Annotated in this window: 19 protein-coding genes, 1 pseudogene and 1 other annotated feature; of the genes and pseudogenes, 11 read left to right on the top strand and 9 right to left on the bottom strand. The window is 29.1% G+C overall.

Features of this window, described 5'->3' with window-relative positions:
- The first annotated feature begins 1,056 nt into the window (after nt 1–1,056).
- Together KTC92_RS18265 and KTC92_RS18260 are read left to right on the top strand one after the other, a co-directional pair.
- Nucleotides 1,057–2,232 (top strand): replication initiation protein, encoded by a 1,176-nt coding sequence (locus KTC92_RS18265; protein WP_220287310.1) that lies wholly within the window; start codon nt 1,057–1,059, stop codon nt 2,230–2,232.
- Between the two features lie 313 nt (nt 2,233–2,545).
- On the top strand, nt 2,546–2,893 hold the full coding sequence (locus KTC92_RS18260) for a hypothetical protein (protein ID WP_220287309.1): 348 nt from the start codon (nt 2,546–2,548) through the stop codon (nt 2,891–2,893).
- Between the two features lie 160 nt (nt 2,894–3,053).
- Here the strand turns inward: KTC92_RS18260 and KTC92_RS18255 are convergent, their stop codons facing one another.
- Both KTC92_RS18255 and KTC92_RS18250 read right to left on the bottom strand, forming a co-directional pair.
- A complete protein-coding gene (locus KTC92_RS18255) occupies nt 3,054–3,311 on the bottom strand; it encodes a Txe/YoeB family addiction module toxin (protein WP_220287308.1) in 258 nt (85 codons plus the stop codon).
- Complete coding sequence (locus KTC92_RS18250) at nt 3,304–3,558, bottom strand: type II toxin-antitoxin system Phd/YefM family antitoxin (protein ID WP_220287307.1); 255 nt, start codon at nt 3,556–3,558, stop codon at nt 3,304–3,306. The genes KTC92_RS18255 and KTC92_RS18250 overlap by 8 nt, the downstream gene beginning before the upstream one ends.
- 776 nt (nt 3,559–4,334) lie before the next feature.
- Here KTC92_RS18250 and KTC92_RS18245 point away from each other — a divergent pair.
- Nucleotides 4,335–4,643 (top strand): hypothetical protein, encoded by a 309-nt coding sequence (locus KTC92_RS18245; RefSeq protein ID WP_220287305.1) that lies wholly within the window; start codon nt 4,335–4,337, stop codon nt 4,641–4,643.
- Nucleotides 4,644–6,103: 1,460 nt separating this feature from the next.
- Nucleotides 6,104–6,265, top strand: coding sequence for a hypothetical protein (locus KTC92_RS18240; RefSeq protein ID WP_220287303.1), 162 nt, complete (start codon nt 6,104–6,106; stop codon nt 6,263–6,265).
- A gap of 109 nt (nt 6,266–6,374) precedes the next feature.
- On the opposite strand, the gene KTC92_RS18235 is transcribed toward KTC92_RS18240, so the two are convergent.
- The 7 genes and pseudogenes from KTC92_RS18235 to KTC92_RS18210 all read right to left on the bottom strand — a co-directional run bounded on the left by KTC92_RS18235 (nt 6,375) and on the right by KTC92_RS18210 (nt 9,457).
- The gene (locus KTC92_RS18235; protein ID WP_258280793.1) at nt 6,375–6,500 is read right to left on the bottom strand and encodes a hypothetical protein; all 126 of its coding nucleotides are present in this window, start codon (nt 6,498–6,500) and stop codon (nt 6,375–6,377) included.
- Nucleotides 6,501–6,555: 55 nt separating this feature from the next.
- Nucleotides 6,556–7,335: an N-acetylmuramoyl-L-alanine amidase gene (locus KTC92_RS18230; RefSeq protein WP_220287300.1), complete on the bottom strand. Its 780-nt coding sequence runs from the start codon at nt 7,333–7,335 to the stop codon at nt 6,556–6,558.
- Between the two features lie 187 nt (nt 7,336–7,522).
- Nucleotides 7,523–7,759, bottom strand: a complete 237-nt coding sequence (locus KTC92_RS18225; protein WP_220287297.1) for a DUF2922 domain-containing protein — start codon at nt 7,757–7,759, stop codon at nt 7,523–7,525.
- A gap of 58 nt (nt 7,760–7,817) precedes the next feature.
- Nucleotides 7,818–8,042: a DUF1659 domain-containing protein gene (locus KTC92_RS18220; protein ID WP_220287294.1), complete on the bottom strand. Its 225-nt coding sequence runs from the start codon at nt 8,040–8,042 to the stop codon at nt 7,818–7,820.
- Between the two features lie 143 nt (nt 8,043–8,185).
- Nucleotides 8,186–8,290: pseudogene (locus KTC92_RS18745) on the bottom strand (DNA replication protein DnaD); the annotation flags it as partial.
- Nucleotides 8,291–8,696: 406 nt separating this feature from the next.
- On the bottom strand, nt 8,697–8,858 hold the full coding sequence (locus KTC92_RS18215) for a YvrJ family protein (RefSeq protein WP_220287292.1): 162 nt from the start codon (nt 8,856–8,858) through the stop codon (nt 8,697–8,699).
- Between the two features lie 56 nt (nt 8,859–8,914).
- Nucleotides 8,915–9,457, bottom strand: a complete 543-nt coding sequence (locus tag KTC92_RS18210; protein WP_309137254.1) for a sigma-70 family RNA polymerase sigma factor — start codon at nt 9,455–9,457, stop codon at nt 8,915–8,917.
- Between the two features lie 495 nt (nt 9,458–9,952).
- Between KTC92_RS18210 and KTC92_RS18205 the strand changes: the two genes are divergently transcribed.
- The 7 genes from KTC92_RS18205 (at nt 9,953) to KTC92_RS18175 (ending at nt 17,674) form a co-directional block, all read left to right on the top strand.
- A complete protein-coding gene (locus KTC92_RS18205; RefSeq protein ID WP_258280792.1) occupies nt 9,953–10,516 on the top strand; it encodes a tyrosine-type recombinase/integrase in 564 nt (187 codons plus the stop codon).
- Between the two features lie 78 nt (nt 10,517–10,594).
- Complete coding sequence (locus tag KTC92_RS18200; protein WP_220287290.1) at nt 10,595–10,882, top strand: hypothetical protein; 288 nt, start codon at nt 10,595–10,597, stop codon at nt 10,880–10,882.
- 660 nt (nt 10,883–11,542) lie between these two features.
- On the top strand, nt 11,543–12,490 hold the full coding sequence (locus tag KTC92_RS18195) for a hypothetical protein (protein WP_220287288.1): 948 nt from the start codon (nt 11,543–11,545) through the stop codon (nt 12,488–12,490).
- A 344-nt stretch (nt 12,491–12,834) separates the two neighbouring features.
- On the top strand, nt 12,835–13,824 hold the full coding sequence (locus KTC92_RS18190) for a hypothetical protein (protein ID WP_220287285.1): 990 nt from the start codon (nt 12,835–12,837) through the stop codon (nt 13,822–13,824).
- On the top strand, nt 13,799–14,377 hold the full coding sequence (locus tag KTC92_RS18185; protein WP_220287282.1) for a hypothetical protein: 579 nt from the start codon (nt 13,799–13,801) through the stop codon (nt 14,375–14,377). Before KTC92_RS18190 ends, KTC92_RS18185 begins: the two co-directional genes overlap by 26 nt.
- A gap of 263 nt (nt 14,378–14,640) precedes the next feature.
- Nucleotides 14,641–14,866: a binding site (T-box leader), on the top strand.
- A gap of 175 nt (nt 14,867–15,041) precedes the next feature.
- Complete coding sequence (aspS, locus tag KTC92_RS18180) at nt 15,042–16,331, top strand: aspartate--tRNA(Asn) ligase (protein WP_220287280.1); 1,290 nt, start codon at nt 15,042–15,044, stop codon at nt 16,329–16,331.
- 341 nt (nt 16,332–16,672) lie between these two features.
- Nucleotides 16,673–17,674, top strand: coding sequence for a hypothetical protein (locus KTC92_RS18175; protein WP_220287278.1), 1,002 nt, complete (start codon nt 16,673–16,675; stop codon nt 17,672–17,674).
- Nucleotides 17,675–18,105: the final 431 nt, after the last annotated feature.

Raw genomic sequence — 18,105 nt, 5'->3', positions numbered from 1 at the left:
TAACACTAGTATTATAGGATTCCTAAACATCAAACCACATTGTAAATATACGCCTCCAGCAATAGCAAAAATAATACTTATTATTTGAGTTATAATAAGTTTTAAAACTTTTGGAATATTCTTCTTAATATAATTCACCTTATTCATTTAATACTTTGCCATATCATTGAAAACACTGATACTTCTACAGATATAGATGCATACTATGACACGTGTACGGGTACGTTCACGGTAACGTAACCAAGAACGTATACATTACCGTTAAAATTACAAATACGCGCTTAGTTAAATCATCTCCAGAGGAGCTGAATTGATGACTTCCGTATATATTTAATCCTTTTACAATTTCAAATAGCCTCTTATTAAAATAAATCTTTTCCTTACCCACCATTTGAGATGCTCATCGATGGATCAGTTTAATTACTAGCTCTATTTTTTTATGTTCAAACTATTGCGATAGTGTTTTTATATGCTTTATGGTGATTGTAACATTTTAAATTCACACAAAGGTACAAACTAACACGAAACAACTAAATGAGCTTACACGGCAAATAAACGAGTCTTTCCGCTATAACCTAAATGAGTATTAATAATATCAACTACTTAACCATAATAAACATTTAAGGACATGTTTCAGCTCCGCAGATGATGATTTAATCATAGTAAATCCTATGTTAACGGCAACCTATTTACGAACAGCTTAAACTTAATTATATAAAAAATGTAGTTATATTGTTAACTACTAATTCTAAACAACAGTTGTTGTTTTAGATAGTTTTAAATAAACAACAAGGTTTTAATACTTTTAGGCACCCTTCAAGTCGTTGATACTACTATGTTTGAGTATGCGAAAGGCAACCTATTTACGAATAAAGGCAACTTATTTACGAATAAGTCATTTTGAAAGGCAACCTATTTACGAACAAAGGCAACTTATTTACGAACAAAATCATTTTGAAAGGCAACCTATTTACGAATGTGCAACTCGTTTTATGAAAAGTTGTTGACAACTCAATTATTGAAATGTTATAGTTCCTGTGGGGAGGGGATTGGGAAATGATAACAGATTTAACAAAAGCAAATAATAATTGGATATATCAGAGCAATAAATTGATTGAAGCGTCTTATTCATTTACAGTATTGGAACAAAAATTAATTAGATTGCTCGCAAGTATGATAACAAAAGATGATGTTGATTTAAAAGAATATCAATTTTTAGCGACCGATTTAAGTAAGACCTTAAACATTCATAAAAGAAATATTTACAGGGAATTAGATCGTGTCACAGATAAATTAATGGCAAGGTTTATAAAAATGAAAAATGACGATACCGAAGAGTTTGATAAATTCCATTTAATAAAAACAGCAAAATTACGAAATGGGATATTAATATTGAAAATCGATGAAGATATGAAGTATTTTTACTTGAAACTGAATTGGTATACAAAATACCAATTAAAAAATATTATGCAATTTAAAAGTACTTATTCGTTTAGACTTTATGAGTTATTAAAACAGTATGAGGGCATAGGCAGTAGATTAATAAGTATTGCGGATTTAAGAATTGGATTAGATATCGAAAAAGAACAGTATCCAAAGTATTCAAATTTAAAACAAAAGGTAATAAATGTTGCTCAAAATGAAATAAATCTAAAAACCGATATATCATTTGATTATGAAGAAATCAAGACAGGTAGAAAAGTTACAAGTATTAAATTTTATATAAAGATCAATAAAGATAATGACATAGCAACAGACGAGGTTTGTGCTACTATGGTGACTAAATCTACCAGTGAGGAAAACAAGTACTCAATTGAGGATATAACGGTGGTACAAAACATCTTCAAAGAAGATATAACAGCAGACGATGCAAAATCTATATTAACCACTGCCAAAGGTAACTTAGAAATTATTAAAGAAAAGTATGATCTACCAAGAAAAACAGATGTCGCGAATATAGTTGGTTGGGTGCGTGACGCAATCACTGGCAATTATAAAGCACCTAAAGGCAAGACCAATGCTGTTGGTAGTTTCAATGACTACGAGCAAAGAAAGTATGACTTTGATAAGTTGGAAGATACTTTATTAGGTAAAAATGATGATAAATCAAATAAAGAAGATAATATGGGATGGGAAGAAAAAACTGCAGAGGGTATGAGTGTGAAGGATATGGTGGATGATGTGAGAAAAGCGTTGAACTCAGAGACTTCCACAGGGAGTGTAATCACATAGGTCAAATCATCTCCTGCGGAGCTGGGGTTTATAAGCCAAAATAGCCAATAGTTTAGATGGTCTTTACAAGAGGAATATTCTAAGTAAGCATTAAAAAGAGTTATAACTATACGAATACGGTAACGTGCACGTACATGTGACCGTGCACGGGAACATATTCATATTATGTTAAACTAATTTAAATAACCTGTCAACATGGTCTAATGTTGTTGAAAATACTATTTATCAACAATATTAGTGAGCTTTAGGCGGCGGCACTGTTGCCAATGATGTTGGTTGGTATCTAATCTTATAAGTTGGGGGTTTCTATAAAATGAATAATACTGATATTAGCAAACGGTTATCTGAATTAGAGAATAAACAAAAAATGCTATTTATAGGAGTTTGCAGAGCACTAGAAAAGCTTGGAATAGAACAAGATGATAATTTAGAATTATTTTGTATATCTCGATTTTCATACGAAGGTTTTGAAAATTTTAAGACATTTTTATTAGAAAATTCAATTAAGCTTCATAATGAAAATTTAAGCAAAGTTAAATTCATAAATAATTACAATGCTCTTTTCCCAGATAAAGAATCATTATTATCTAAGTTAATGAAATTAGTTGATAAATCAGATGAATTTGAACAAATATGTAGTTTATATTTTGATAGAATATAAGTATTTATTCAAAAAATAGCGTAGGGCAACGATTAATGGTGGGGTATAAGCTAACGGTTGACACTATCAGCCCCCGTATCGGACTTTCACCGACGAGTAAACGCCCATGCCAGGCACACTAAAAAAAGAAGGTGTTAACCCTCTTTTTTATCTTTTAAAGTTAGTGATAATGTCCTTTGCAGCTTGCAACATAGATATTTTCATCATCAATACTATATATAAGTCTATGAACATCTGTTATTCTTCGACTCCAATAACCGACCAACTCATGCTTTAATGCTTCCGGCTTTCCTAGACATTCATTTCCGTTTCTTTCAATGTCTTTTATAAGTTCATTAATTTTTCTTAATATTTTTTTATCCTCTGACTGCCAATATACATAATGCTCCCATGATACCTCTGAAAAAATCTTATTCATCAAGCAGTTCCCTTTTAATTCCCTTTCCCATTTTTAATTGGTCAATAGATTTCAACAATTCATTATAATAGGTGGGATCACTTCTAACGTACAAATTTTCCATAAGGTTATTATATGCTGATTCAGATAACATAACCACGTTGTCACCACGCTCGCGAGTAATAATAATGGTTTCAAAATCTTTTGTAGCTTTGTCGCAATAATTTTTAAAATTCTGTCTTACATTCGAGTAACCTATAGCGATCATAAAATCACCTCCATACATATATTGTACACTACTCTGTACAATATATGCAAAAATAATAATTGGGAATGTAATTATTCCATAAGTTTAACGACATTTCAGAAGGAAAGTCTCCCACTCCTATAAGTGGGAGTTACACACTATAACAAATAGAAAACTTCAGTGGGAGTATAAATTTCCTTCTGAAGTCGTTAATTTATCTTCTACGAAGCTGTTTCAGCTCCGCAGGAGATGATTTAATTAACAACCTAGTTTTACGCGCCACGCAAATTATTGGTATCAGTAGGGTTTAATAGTTTCTTAAGTGAAAGGTGATGGTGTTAAATATGAAAAATGAAGTATTTTCTCGAAAAGAATTATTATTTCTAATTACAATAGTTTAGAGAAATGTTGGCGAGATCCCATATTTAAAAACAAAAAAATAAAGAGCCTAGTATCAATAGACCCTTATGGGGAGAAATATATTTAATTGGGTGAACACCTTAAGAAGTTTGTCCACTTTTCATAAAAATATTCATTATATTAAAAAATAGTTTATATTAAATTTCATTCAATAAAATTTAAAGTGAGGTTGGGATTAAAAAGCTCACTTTAAATTTCTCAATGACTTTTATAATTCTTTTTTATCAACGCAAAAATGACATTTCGTACGTTAAGAAAATTAAAACCCTATAAATGTAAATACTTTACTCGTTAAGTAACGGTAATAATAGTATAATTAAATAAATGTTTTGTGTCGCAACAGTAAAATATTATGAATTAAACAGAGGAGGTCTACCATGAAAAATAAAGCAACTTTAATTTTTAGTATTGTATTAAGTGTAATATCATTAATATTAATTTTTATAGGTGCAGTATACAATCTTATATTATGTATCATAAGCATAATTTGCTTATTTATAGGCATTATAATATTAATTATTTGGAGTACCAATAGTTATAAATGGGTATGTGATAAATGTGGAGAAACCTTTGAAATTACTTTAAAGCAAAATATATTCGGGGTAAACGCTGGTGTAAATTATAAAAATTTGTATTGTCCTAAATGCCATAAGAAAACTATGTGTAAAGGTATATCTAAACAATAGCGAAAACAGTTCATAATTTTCATGAATTACGTCACAAACGAATGTACGATTTTGACTAAAATCATACATTCGTAAAAATAGCATAAAGCGTTGATATATAAAGCCTTATAGTAGATTTAACCAAAGCCTTTTTCCTTATTGTTTGAATGTATTGTTTTATCTAATATATTATAAATATAGTGGGATAGGTAGTAATTGAACCTGTTCTATCTATTTTATATGTACCAGAATTTCACAAAAATTTGTTTACATTTTTTGTGAAGTTTGTTATTATTAATTTAAACAATATACATAGCAGTGGAAGTCAGCAATATTAACCTTACTGCACTTACCAAATCGCATGATATTGTCGGAACAGCATACATAGCAACGGAAGGTATAGGGTTTTAACCTTATCACACTTACCAAATCGCATGATGTTGTTTTTTTATACCCAATTTAAAATAACTTTCTATAAAATAGGAATATAATTCTTGACTTTAGTGATGGGTCAATTCATATTTGGCACATGAAAAATAACAGTGTGATTACTTATGTTTAAATGCCTGTGATTTTTAAATAAATTAAAAAAATTTAGCTCTGTTTGCACCTCAAAACGGAACCCGTTGCTTTTTTAGCGTATTTTTATATTATGCCTACCCCATCAAATACCACTTGTGGTAAAAACCTTAGAATATCTCCCATAATAAAGCTCGAGTTTTCATTAAATCATCTCCTGCGGAGCTGAAACAGCTTCGTAGAAGATAAATTGACGACTTCTTGACAGAGATTTAGACTCCCACTGAAGTTTTCTCTTTGTTAGGGCAAGTAACTCCTACTTATAGTACGTGGGAGACTTTCCTTCTGAAATATCGTTAAAATAGTAAATTTAAAATTAAATCATTGGCCAAAATTTACGAGCAGCTATTTTATGAGAAAACCGTTAGCTGACGTAAGGAAACCTTCACACTTAAGATAACTACTAAACTTCTTTATTTCCGAGGAAAGAAAAATAGGTTGTACTATCAAAATTCAGTATATTTGCTATACAAGTATAGTAATGATTTATTAATTATTATGAAATATGGTTAATACAAATATATATAAATATTGAGTTTATATGGATTGTTAAGCATTTAGTTAAATTTAACTAAGCACTTAGAGACATGGATATATCACACATTGTTAATATAATGCATTTAATAAAAGAAGCAATACTAGCGCCAAAATGACCAATAACAATGTTAAGGTTTTTAATAATGGTAGGACTTGTTCCCCCTGTTTGTTGCAATTTCAATGAGCAATATTTTTTTTGAAATGAGCATAAAAGAAGCATTTGCATCTGCAGTGATATTTAATTTACTAGACTTGATAATTTTAGGAATAAGAAAAGTAGTAAGAAAGAAAAAATGAACATTAGCCTTACCATGGTAATTTAAATAATTTACATTAGGGCGGGATGTTAATATGGGGGAAGAATTATGAGAAAAATAAGAGCAATTTATATTGGTGATGTTAAACATAATCAGTGCCCGGTTTTTGAATTAAATATAGATACTGGTTGGTTTGAAATGTTGGAAGATAAGAGTTTTACATATGAAAAAGAGTGTATTTATGATGATGCAGATTTCTTGATTTTTTGATGTTGAAAATGATAGTGTTAACTTAGTAATTAGAAAAAAAGACTAGTAAATATATAAAATGGATATGTTGTTATAATTTAATGTTAATTATTTATACTAATATTAAATATTATAATATAGTAATAGTTTTTAATGCTATCATTTTATTGTATCCCCATTGAGATGCCTTTGAGGATACTATCCACGATGAATTATATACAAATTTAAGTTCTGCGGACTTAATCAAGTTTTTCACATAAGAAGATGAATAAAAAAGTAGCTAAGATATAACTCTTAACTACCCGAAGTAATTAAACTAGTTTAATATACCCCGCACTAACAAATCCGCCATGATTACCATAAAATATAGAATACCAATTACCTACCTTATTATCAATTTTAACTTTTTCATTTTTGTTTAGTGTCCCCAATATACTGGAATTTACATTTGCCCTCAACCTAACATTAAGTACGTATGCAGTAACTATCCCATGCTTTCCAGAAGATATAATTGGATTATTTGAAACTATAGTTTCTCCACTGAAATTTAATCCGAGGTATGCAAATATACCTTTTACTATTGCTAAAGCCACTTTTTCTTGATAAGCATTTGATAATAGTAAATTTTCTTCAGTTGGATTACTAATAAATGCAGTTTCTACTAATATAGCAACCATGCTAGTCATTCTAAGCACACCAAAATTAGCAGTTGTGCACCCTCTATTTGTTAATCCTGTAGCCTTTATTAATTCCGATTGTACTAGTTTAGATAATCCTGCACCACTCGAACTTTTCGGGTATGAAAATGTTTCTATTCCATGAGCTGATTTATCTGAAAAGCTATTTGCGTGAATTGATGTAAATGTATCACAACCATTATTGTTCGCGGTATTAGCTCTTTGTGCTAATGTTAAATAGACATCTGTAGTTCTTGTATATATCACCTTTTGTCCTCTTTCTACAAGTATCCTACCAACTTTTTTACCAATAGCCATAACAAGGTCCGCTTCATGGGAATGATCCCCTACTGCTCCAGAATCTGTTCCTCCGTGACCAAAATCAACGCAATGTGTATATATTTTATTACTCATAATAACAATTCCCCCTCTTATTTTTTAATTTTTTGTAATCCTATTTCTATCTATTTTTAACTAAAAAAAATTCCACCAAGTTAATCCTTAGTGGAATATTTCGTGGTGCTCAGCATCGCAGATGATGCCAGTACCAAAGGTGATGACCAGCACCGCAGGTGATGATCTATAGCACCGCAGGTGATAACTATGCTACTTCAATTTCATTAGTGTCAGTAGTAATTACTTTAGCATCTTTCTTGCCAGTTAAGCTACCATTCGCTGATGCAAAAATGTTCTTTGCAATAACTAAATCCATAAGAGCATTTACTTCAGCGTCTTTTATAGTTGGAACTCCATTTTCATCAGTTTTAATGTCATCTACGCTTAAAGTAAAATACTTACCTTCTATAGATGTTAAAAATCTCATAACTAATTTATGCATATGTCTTTTCCTCCTTTTAATTATTACTTAATTTAGCCCTGAATTTTAAGCTGAAAAACTATTCCATAACTAAACTGGATTGATCTTGTCTGTCTAGTGTAAATAATGGATAAGTTTTAATGTTAGATATAGCTTTTCCTATTGCAAAAATGTCTTCATCATTTGCAGTAACTTTTAAATTACCTAATGTTTTTGTTGCGAATTTGTCGTTGCCATCGATATCGACCCCTACTTTCATAGTGAGTTTTAGTGCGCTTGCTACCTTTGTAGATACAACTGCCATATTGATTGCCCCCCTTCATTTTGTTTTTCACTGAATATATATGTCCTTCAAATTTTTTTGGCGGTTAATTTAAAAATAAAAACAAAGACAAAGACAAAGAAGGTATAGCTAATATAGCTACACCTTTGATTACTCTAAACAATTTATATCACATCTATTTGTTTCCATCCGAGCAACTGCTTCTCCAATTCATCAAAATCGTAGGAGCGTTGCTCGTAGTCATTGAATTTATCAGCTTTAATGACAGTTCATAAGGAAAGTCTCCCACTACTACACGTGGGAGTTACGTACCTTAACAAATAGAAAACTTCAGTAGGAGTACAAATCTCCTTGTGAAGTCATTAATATTTCAGCTCCGCAGGAGATGATTTAACTTTGCCTTTAGCAGGCTTATAGTCTTTTTTTATTGCATCTATAAGCCATCCAACTACATTACCAATTTTAGCTTTGACCATAAATAGGTTGCCTTTAACCATAAATAAGTTGCCTTTGACCATAATAGTTTGCCTTTAGAATTTCAAGGCCAGTCATACCAATGCTTTGAGGTACATATAAAACTATTAAAACAACAACAAGGAGCATACCCATAAATAAGTTATATTTGTTGTTGTTCTCTAGAACATATAAAAAAATAAGAATACCAATCTGGCACCCTTATTTTTCGTATTTTCCTATAACGGTGGATATAACTATAGTTAAATCTGCGATAGATTTATTGAGATCCTCAATTTTCTTCTCAAACCTAACCAAAAGATATACGCTCACACTTATAGGGAAGCCAACTGTATTAACCAGTTTAATAAATACATCATACATAATGCATTCCTCCCTCACCGCTATAGCTAATATATATGATTTTTCTAATTGTTTTCTTAAATATATTTTCTAAGCTTCTTTAACGCTTTATTTTTAACCCTTACATAATGATAATAACTATGCGGACCATCGCAAGCTATTTCACGAAGACTATCATCAAAAATATAGAATCTCTCCACAATGTCTCTCTCATATGGATCTAACTTTTCTAAGGCATCATATAGCCTTTTAACTTCCTCGTACGCTATCACTTCATCCTCTAAGGTAAATTCATATGTTGCAGTGGCATTGGCCTCTATAGGCTCTGCATTTGGCACTTCTCTATAATGTTTTATCTTTCCTTTTAAAAGAGCTTTAAAATTAGTTCTGATGCTATTTATACAGTAACCATCAAAAGTATTACTACCTAGTTTATAAAGATTAACTGCCTTTATAACTGAAAGATATCCCTGTTGCACTAGGTCTTCAAATTCATAAGAGGGTATGTGGTAACTTGCAGCTAACTTAATTATCAAAAACTTATACCGTTCAATAATGTCCATCAAAGATTTTCTATCCCCATTTTTTGCTTTTTCAACTAAAATTTCCAGTATAAACACCACCCTTTTCATTTCTTATATCTATTATACATAATTTTCTATAAATGTTAAATAATTTTTTTAAATTTTTTTAATTATTTTAAAATTAATGTTTTAAAAATAACATTACATAAATAATAAGTTTTAAATAATAATGACAATTAATGTCTTTACATTAATTGTCATTATGGTTTTCCATAGTCAATGTGTTTCTAATCTGACACAAGCCCTTTGTGTCAGATAACGAATGGCTTCAAATCTAGTGTTGTAATAAAATGTAATTTACCATTTCCGTCTAATCTGACATATTGACTATTATTCAATTATTGTGTAATATAAAAAATGGTAATTTTATATTGCGACATGATGTTCTATAAAATCACCTTGAAAACATGACATATACGACTATATTTAACAAATTTAGTGATAGTTTACTTAATTGTTAAATCTTTAACGGAAGGATGATGTAAAATTAAAACTGTAGAACCCATAAGAGAAATAAGGACCATAAGAATTATGAGATCGTATTTAAGAGATCAAAGCCTTCGAAATGAGCTGTTATTTATTCTTGGAATAAATGTTGGACTTAGAATAAGTGATATTTTAAAATTAACATTTGATGATGCCATGAATTTCAAGAACATGAGTGCCAAAGAATATGTAATAATCACAGAAAAGAAAACCTCAAAAACCAAAAAGTTTTACATAGGCTCCATAGTAATTAAACTAATTGAAGGTTATGCGGCTACTTTGGAAGAAGTGCTACCACATATGTATGTGTTTTGTAGTAAGAAATCAGAAAACAAACCAATATCTCGTCAACATGCCTGGTATATATTAAATAATGCTGCTGAAATGATAGGCCTCGTTGAAAGGGACCATAATGGAAAGATAATATCCGGAGAAATCGGGACCCATTCGATGCGCAAAACCTTTGGTTACCATGCTTATACGAGCGGCACCACCATAGAGCTGTTAATGGAGATATTCAATCATTCATCCAAATTACAAACTTTAAAATATATAGGAATAACTGAGGATCAGAAAAAGGAAGTTTATTTGAGTAGCAATTTGGGATGATTAAAAAATAGAGAATTATGTTATAATTTTCCTATATACTAAACGGTTGGACTTAACGAATAAGAAAGGATGAGTAATATGATTCGTAAAGCTTCATTAAAGAAAATCAATGATGTGATTCAGTGGATTGTTAGCATTGCGTTGATAGGTGTCGGTATTTACTACTTTTTTATCAGTAAGGATATGTTTAAAGAAATGGGTTGGCTTATTGTGTGGAGTGGTATTGGTATTTTGAATGCAGGGCGAATTATTGATTCCAAATTTTTTGAAGATAATTTAAGTTGGAAAAATAATTGGCAAAACATTATACAGATGCCTATGTCTGCAGCGATTGTTGTTTGTGAAATAAAAAGATTGTGGTTCTAAATTGATTTTTTTAATGATTTGCTAAAATGTAAGACATTCAGGGGAAATCTAATAAAAAGATAGAGAAGCAAGGTTATTAATCCTGCTTCTCTATCTTTTTCAAAATGCAATATGTTTTAACGACATTTCAGAAGGAAAGTCGCCATCTTATTTATGTGCTATGCAATACGTGTCCTAAATTCAATTTCTGTACTAAAGTTGTAGGGGTTTTGTTATAAATTATAATATCACTTTCTATTATATCACCCACAAATAAAATGTCCCACCTGGTGCGCATTGTAAAGAGGCGTGGTGGGTTCTATTAATAATAGTATATTCAAAAAATAAATAAATTACACCTTTATCTTTGTCTATATTCATTCATAGATGTTCATATAGTGAAATTAACATCTATATTCTATTATCATCATACTTTTCCCTTTATAATCTCCTAATTGTTAATTTCACTATAAGTTAGCAAGCGCAGACGTGTGCCCTCTCCTCCGTAGAACTCCTCTGATGGTGACCAGGCATATTTCAAATTCAATTTTTTATTGAATTTTTTATATTATAGAGGTATACTGTAAATAATACTCTGTAAACATCAGTAAACATACTAATATTAATGAATTTCAACAAAAATAATTGTAAACATTATTTAAATATAAAGGAGGCCATAAAATGGCAGATAATAATAATCCCTTTTCAGTAAGAATGGAAGCAGATGACAAAGAGAAGCTCATGGAACTCATTCAAGGAAGCGGCAAAAGCAGTAAAGAATTTATGGGGATCCTTATGGGTGCTTATGAATTAAACAAGGTGAAAATAGATATACCAGAGGTAGCAGAGGACATTAATCACCTCGAAGCATTAAGTAATCAGATCAATACTATATATGTAAACATGGCTAAACGAATACAAACTATAGATGAATCAAAGGTGCTGCAGTTTAATAAAGATATGGAAATCTATAAGAGTAAAATAGAAAGTTTAAATGTTGAAAATGAAACATTAAAAACAGATAAAGAAGATATGGAAACTACACTTCAGGGATCTTTTAATATAAGTGATGAGCTTAAGAAGCAGGTAAAACAATTAAGTGAAATCACAGAAAGTAATAAGGCCTTAATTCTAGAATATAAAGAAAAAAATGACACACTTGCAGGCCTTGTTACGGAATATAAAGGGTTTAAGAATGAAAATGAAACAGTTAAAACCTTACTTGCAGATAGTCAGGCAAGAAAAATAGATCTTGAGAATAAAATAATATCCAAAGACATCGAAGTCGATACCTTAAAAACAAAACTGGAAGCTGTAGCTGTGGAAGCTCAAAAACAAGCAACTAGATTTGAAGAATTAAAAGAGTTTGAAAAGGAAAAAACATTGCTAGCTATGCGAACTTTAGAAACAAAAATGGAAGCTACAGTTACCGAAGCCCAAAAGGAAGTAACTCGAATTTCCCAGCTGAAAGAATTTGAAAAGGAAAAAGCACTACTACAGCAGGAAAAGTTATTTAATAAGAAGATGCAGGAGCTTCAAGAGCAGTCTAATAAAAAGATATTAGAATACCAAAAACAGGCAGAAGAATATATAAGAGAGATGCAGAGACAAAGCCCAAATAAACTCTAGTGTTAGTAATTAGAATAAGACCAAATGGAATATAGGGCGTGCTTTCGGCCCTATATGAAATGCGGTAGTATTAAATTAACTATTGATAATTACGCACTCTTATTACTAGATAAAAGGCATACAATATAATTTTCGTTATATTGTATGCCTCTTAACTTTAATGCAATACCAATAGATTCAAGGATCATTCACTATAACCTTTATTATAATGTATGGTTGGTGTAGTTTAAATGTCAAAACTTATATATGGTATAATTGAGCAAATAAGCTAATTATGACTTGTATTATATAATATATAGTTTGAGAGAAGGGTTTGGAATAAAAAAGGGGGATACTTACTTAAGATGAATAATATAGCATTGGTATTATATGTTATAAGACTTCGGGGTATAGATGATAATAAATATGTAAATTTAGATAATGTAAATGGAAAGCCATTTATAAATGTATTTAATGATTATTGTCTAAGCAGAAAAAACATTTCTTGTAATGAAGAACTAGGAAAAGCTATTAATATAAAAAATTTAACTATTGACGATGATATTTTTCATGGTCAGTTAGAAACAGGAAACTATGGTTATTCCAGTGAGATAAAAAGTATATCAACAAGTAAAACAACTCATAAAAAAACAATAGAAGAGGCTGATATGATGCCATTATTCTTTTATGCTTGTATACCAAAGGATGCATATAAGGGTCTATTTGCACTTGAGAAATTTAGAACTTTTGGTTGCAAAACAATTTTCGAAAATGATTTAAATCAATTTTTTGAAGATAATAAATATAAAATTAAAGGTACGTTACATCCAATACTTCCGGAAAATGTAGCAAAACAATATTTGACATCAGGAGGTATATGTAGAATGAGATTGGTAAAACATACAGTCCCTAAAGATATAGCTGATGTATATAAAGAAGAGTATAGGAATGGAGAATTCGGAACATTTGAGTATGTAATTAACCCTAAGAAAAATAAATTTTTATCTTTTAAAAAGCCTATAAGTAAATTTTTAAATAATACAATTGGACTAAAAAATATAATAGAAATTGATGGAATAGAATATGATAATATAAAAGTTGAGTTATTAATTGGTAAGAAGAAGAGGACCATAAGTTTAAATAATTTAAATAATTTAACGGGAGATATAGATATATCAGATGATGTCGAATTTGAAATTGATGGTCATCCTAAATATGAAAGCATTTTGGAAATAGCACAAGATATTGTTGAAGAATATGTAGAAATTATTGATTATAAGAACTATAGACTTAAGGAGAATGCAGGTGTGAATAGAAAGGAAGAGATTAATGAAACACCTATTACTATACATTAATGACTATAAAATTATATTAACTATCGTAAGTTTAATTGTAATAACATTTATCTTAAAAACTAATGATAAATCTAAAATAAATATTGTAGATTTAATAAGAAAACATTTTAGTACTCTAAAGGTATTTGGTACTGGAAAGGTAGATAAAAATGATATAAACATATTTTTTATCCTACCTATTTTCATAGCTATAATATTAGCATTATATATGAAAATAGATGATACTAGGCTTGGTATTATAGTTACAGCATTTACTATATTTATAGGATTACTGTTCAACATATTAGCGATATTATTAGCATTTGATGGTGAAAGGAATAAAAAGATAGATAAGATTTTTATAAAAGAAGTTTTATACAATGTTTCATTTTCAATCATTGTAGCTATTTTAGTTATAGTAGTATCTCTATTCATGTTTATAAAATTCAACTCTATTATACATGTACTATTAGATTTTATATTATTATATTTAATTTTAGTTTTTATACTAACCTTGTTTATGGTATTAAAAAGGTTGTTTAATTTATTAACGGAAAAAATAGATAATAATTAGGATGGTATTAAGAAATTTAAGTTATGGATAAAATTGTAAATAGTGCATAAAAGGGGTGTATATTCTCAATTAGACACTAAAAATGTTATCAAAGGAGTATATATTGTCACACATAAAATAAAAAATGAGGGTGTAGGCTAGTTATAGAGTTTTATTAAATGTCGTGAAATTAATTATTTCACGACATTAACTATGTATAATTCTATTTAATTTTCCTATTGATTTAGCAAACAATAAGTAATATAATGTAATAAATGAATATTCATGATTCTGTGAAGAGAAGAGTAAATGTTATCTGAGTATCTAAAGCGAATGGAGAATGGTGGAAGCTCCATGAGAAAAGTAATATTGAAAGACATCTCTGAGAAGTTTATCTGAACATTAAAGTAAGATAAATCGGATTCCTCCGTTATAGGGAATTGAGATGGCGTAGTTTAATAAACTTTGTCAAAGTAGGATGGTACCGTGGAAAAAGTTTTCACTTCTATAAATAAGAAGTTGAGGCTTTTATTTTTTTGTTCAGAATGGGGCCCATTCTGAATTGTATACTACTATTTTGTAGAGCTTATTAAATTATGTTAATTAGGGTGGCACCGCGAATTTCGTCCCTTGAGTTTTTTACTCAAGGGATTTTTTACTATCAATTTTAAAGGAGAGATTGTATATGAAAAGAGTTATGATAAATGAAATAGACAATTTAATAGGTAAGAAAATACAAATCAAAGGGTGGGTTTATAGAGTAAGAAAGTTAAAAACTATAACATTCATTATAATGAGGGATAGAACTGGTTTTGTACAATGCATTGCAGAAAATAATGCTGTAGATATGAGTACAATAAAGTTAGAATCAGTAATATCAATCTTTGGGGAAGTAAAAGAAGATAAAAACGTGTTAAATCCTTATGAAATAGTAATTGAAGAATTTGAAATAATTAATAGTGCAACAGAAGAATTACCAATAGAAATAAATAAATCTACTTTAGACATTAACTTAGATACTATGTTAGATAATAGAGTTTTGAGCCTACGTCACGAAAAAATCAATTCAATATTTAAAATACAAAACCTGATTGTACAAGGGTTTAGGTATTTCTTATCTAAAGAAGGTTTTACAGAAATTTTCACACCTAAAATTGTGGCTGAAGGTGCTGAGGGAGGAACAGAAGTATTTGAATTGAAATATTTTGAAAAAAAAGCATACCTAGCTCAAAGTCCTCAATTTTATAAACAGATGATGGTAGGTGCCGGATTTGAAAGAGTTTTTGAGGTAGCTCATGTATATAGGGCAGAAGAACATAATACTAGCAGGCATCTTAATGAATATGTTAGCATGGACTGTGAGATGGGATTTATTGAAGATGAAAAAGATATAATGGATTTGGAAGAAAATTTAATTATATTTATAATAAACAAAACATTTCAAGAGGGGAAAAAATATTTAAAAATATTAAATGTAGATTTACCTAAATTAAATACAAAGATTCCAAGAATAAAATTTAGTGAAGCATTAGAAATATTGAGAACTGAATATAATAAATCAGATTTAGATGGAGATTTAGATCCTGATGCAGAAAAATTGATTTGTAAATATTCAAAAGAGAAACTTGGGTGTGATTTTATTTTTTTAACACATTATCCGAGAAAAAAAAGACCAATGTATACAATGCCTTTAGGTGAAAATGAAACTCATAGCTTTGACTTATTATTTAGAGGAGTAGAAATTACAACAGGAGGTCAAAGAATTCACGACTATAACATGTTAATTAATAATATTAAATATAAAGGTTTAACACCAGAAGTTTATCACAATTACACTTCTGTTTTCAAATATGGAATGCCACCACATGGAGGACTTGCAATTGGACTTGAGAGGATTACAGCACAATTACTAGGCTTAGAAAATGTAAGAGAAGCATCATTATTTCCAAGAGATAGAATAAGATTAGCACCATAAGTGTAATTATCACATAGCCAGTAACCTTTAATAGATATATTAGATCATATTAAGGGTTACTGGCTATTATTGTTGGATTTATAATCAGTATTAAATTTTTTAAACCTAAAATTTTATGTTTCCATAGGTGTGAAAGTAACACAATAGTAATTGTGTTACTTTCACTTTGAGTCTATAAGCTAGATGTTCATATACTACAAAAGTCGTGAAAATTTATTTTCACGACTTTGTAAGTCTCATTGGTGTAATAAAATATATTTAAAAAATAAAAAAATTGAACTGGATAATTTACTTAATTCTCAGTTAATGGTATTGTTTAACATGACGGTGAGGTGATATGTATGCATTTAAATACTCCATTTATAAAAAGTTGTATAATTGAGATTTTGAAAGCTATTTTAACTTTAGTTTTTGGTTACTTTAGTTTTAACATATATCAAAGATACAAAAATAAAAAGGATAACAATAAGTTATATGTTCAATTTCTAAAACTTGAGAAAGAAATGATAAATAATAAAACCATAATTGATAATGCTTTAAATGAGTATATATCTCTTGAAGAATTAAACAAACAATTTTATATTGATAATAGCCTAGATACTAATTTAGTAGACCTATATTACTGTGTTAGTCAATTAAATATATATAAAGAAGTACATGTGGAGCATGATAGATATGGGGAACCAGTAAGTGAAGTTACAATATATACGGAAAAACCATATGAATTTATTATGGAATACGAAGCTGACTTATCTTATCTTAAGGAAGACTATCGTGGAAATTCTGATGAAATAAATGATATTGAACGTTCTATTGAAAAGCTTAATAACAAAAATATTTTTAATGACTTTAATGATTTAGAAATTAAATTATTAAAATTTATTGGTAAATCATTTGTATTAGCACCTCAAATAAAATTTTTATATGAAAAAATTAGTAAATTTAATAAATCTAAAGAAAAAATAAAATATTTAACAAGATTTTGCGAATTTATTTTGAGTGAAGAAAACGAATTTAAAAACTCTTTTGATAATTACAATGAAATAATAAGGATTAATAAAAAATTAAATGTAAATAGTAAAGCTTTAGAACTGGATGTAAAATTTACTTTATGGGGAAAAATAGATGCTGATTTATTAGCAGTTTATGATGCAGAGCTATATTTGCAGCTAGAGGAATTTTATACAGAGTTAAATACTTTTAATATATATATAAATAGAAAAGAAACTTTGGATAAAGCAAAAAATATTATAGTGAAAGATTTAGAACCCATTATAAGCGATAATAAAAAACGCTTAAAAAAGATATTATTAAAAACCAATAAATTATTTAAGTCGATTTAAATAAATACATACGTAATGTATTGTAACGAATGAAGACCTGTTAAGCATTGTGGTGCTTAACAGGTGGAGAATCTTTGTAGTATAGAATATGAGGCTAATTAAGAAATAGCTGTTATTTAGAAGAATTAGTTGATTCTACATTAAAATATGAAATAAGAGGGGGGAAATTTAATGAAAATAATTAATTAGGATTGTATCAAAATATGTAAGACAAATGAAGGACCCAGTTGATAACCTCATATCTAACGATGTGGGGTTTACTTTATTTAGATTATATTAATATTCTGAAAGTAACACAAATGTAATTGTGTTACTTTCACATTGGGTCTATTGCCTATTCCTTTAAAACTTCATTTTGAATGTAACATAACGTGTTAACTCTTTACTTTGAATGTGTTATAAATCCCTCTTAATATAATACAAAGACCAGC

The organism is Clostridium sp. CM027 (assembly GCF_024730565.1).
Lineage (GTDB): Bacteria > Bacillota > Clostridia > Clostridiales > Clostridiaceae > Clostridium_AD > Clostridium_AD estertheticum_B.
This window is presented reverse-complemented; position numbering and strand designations above follow the sequence as displayed.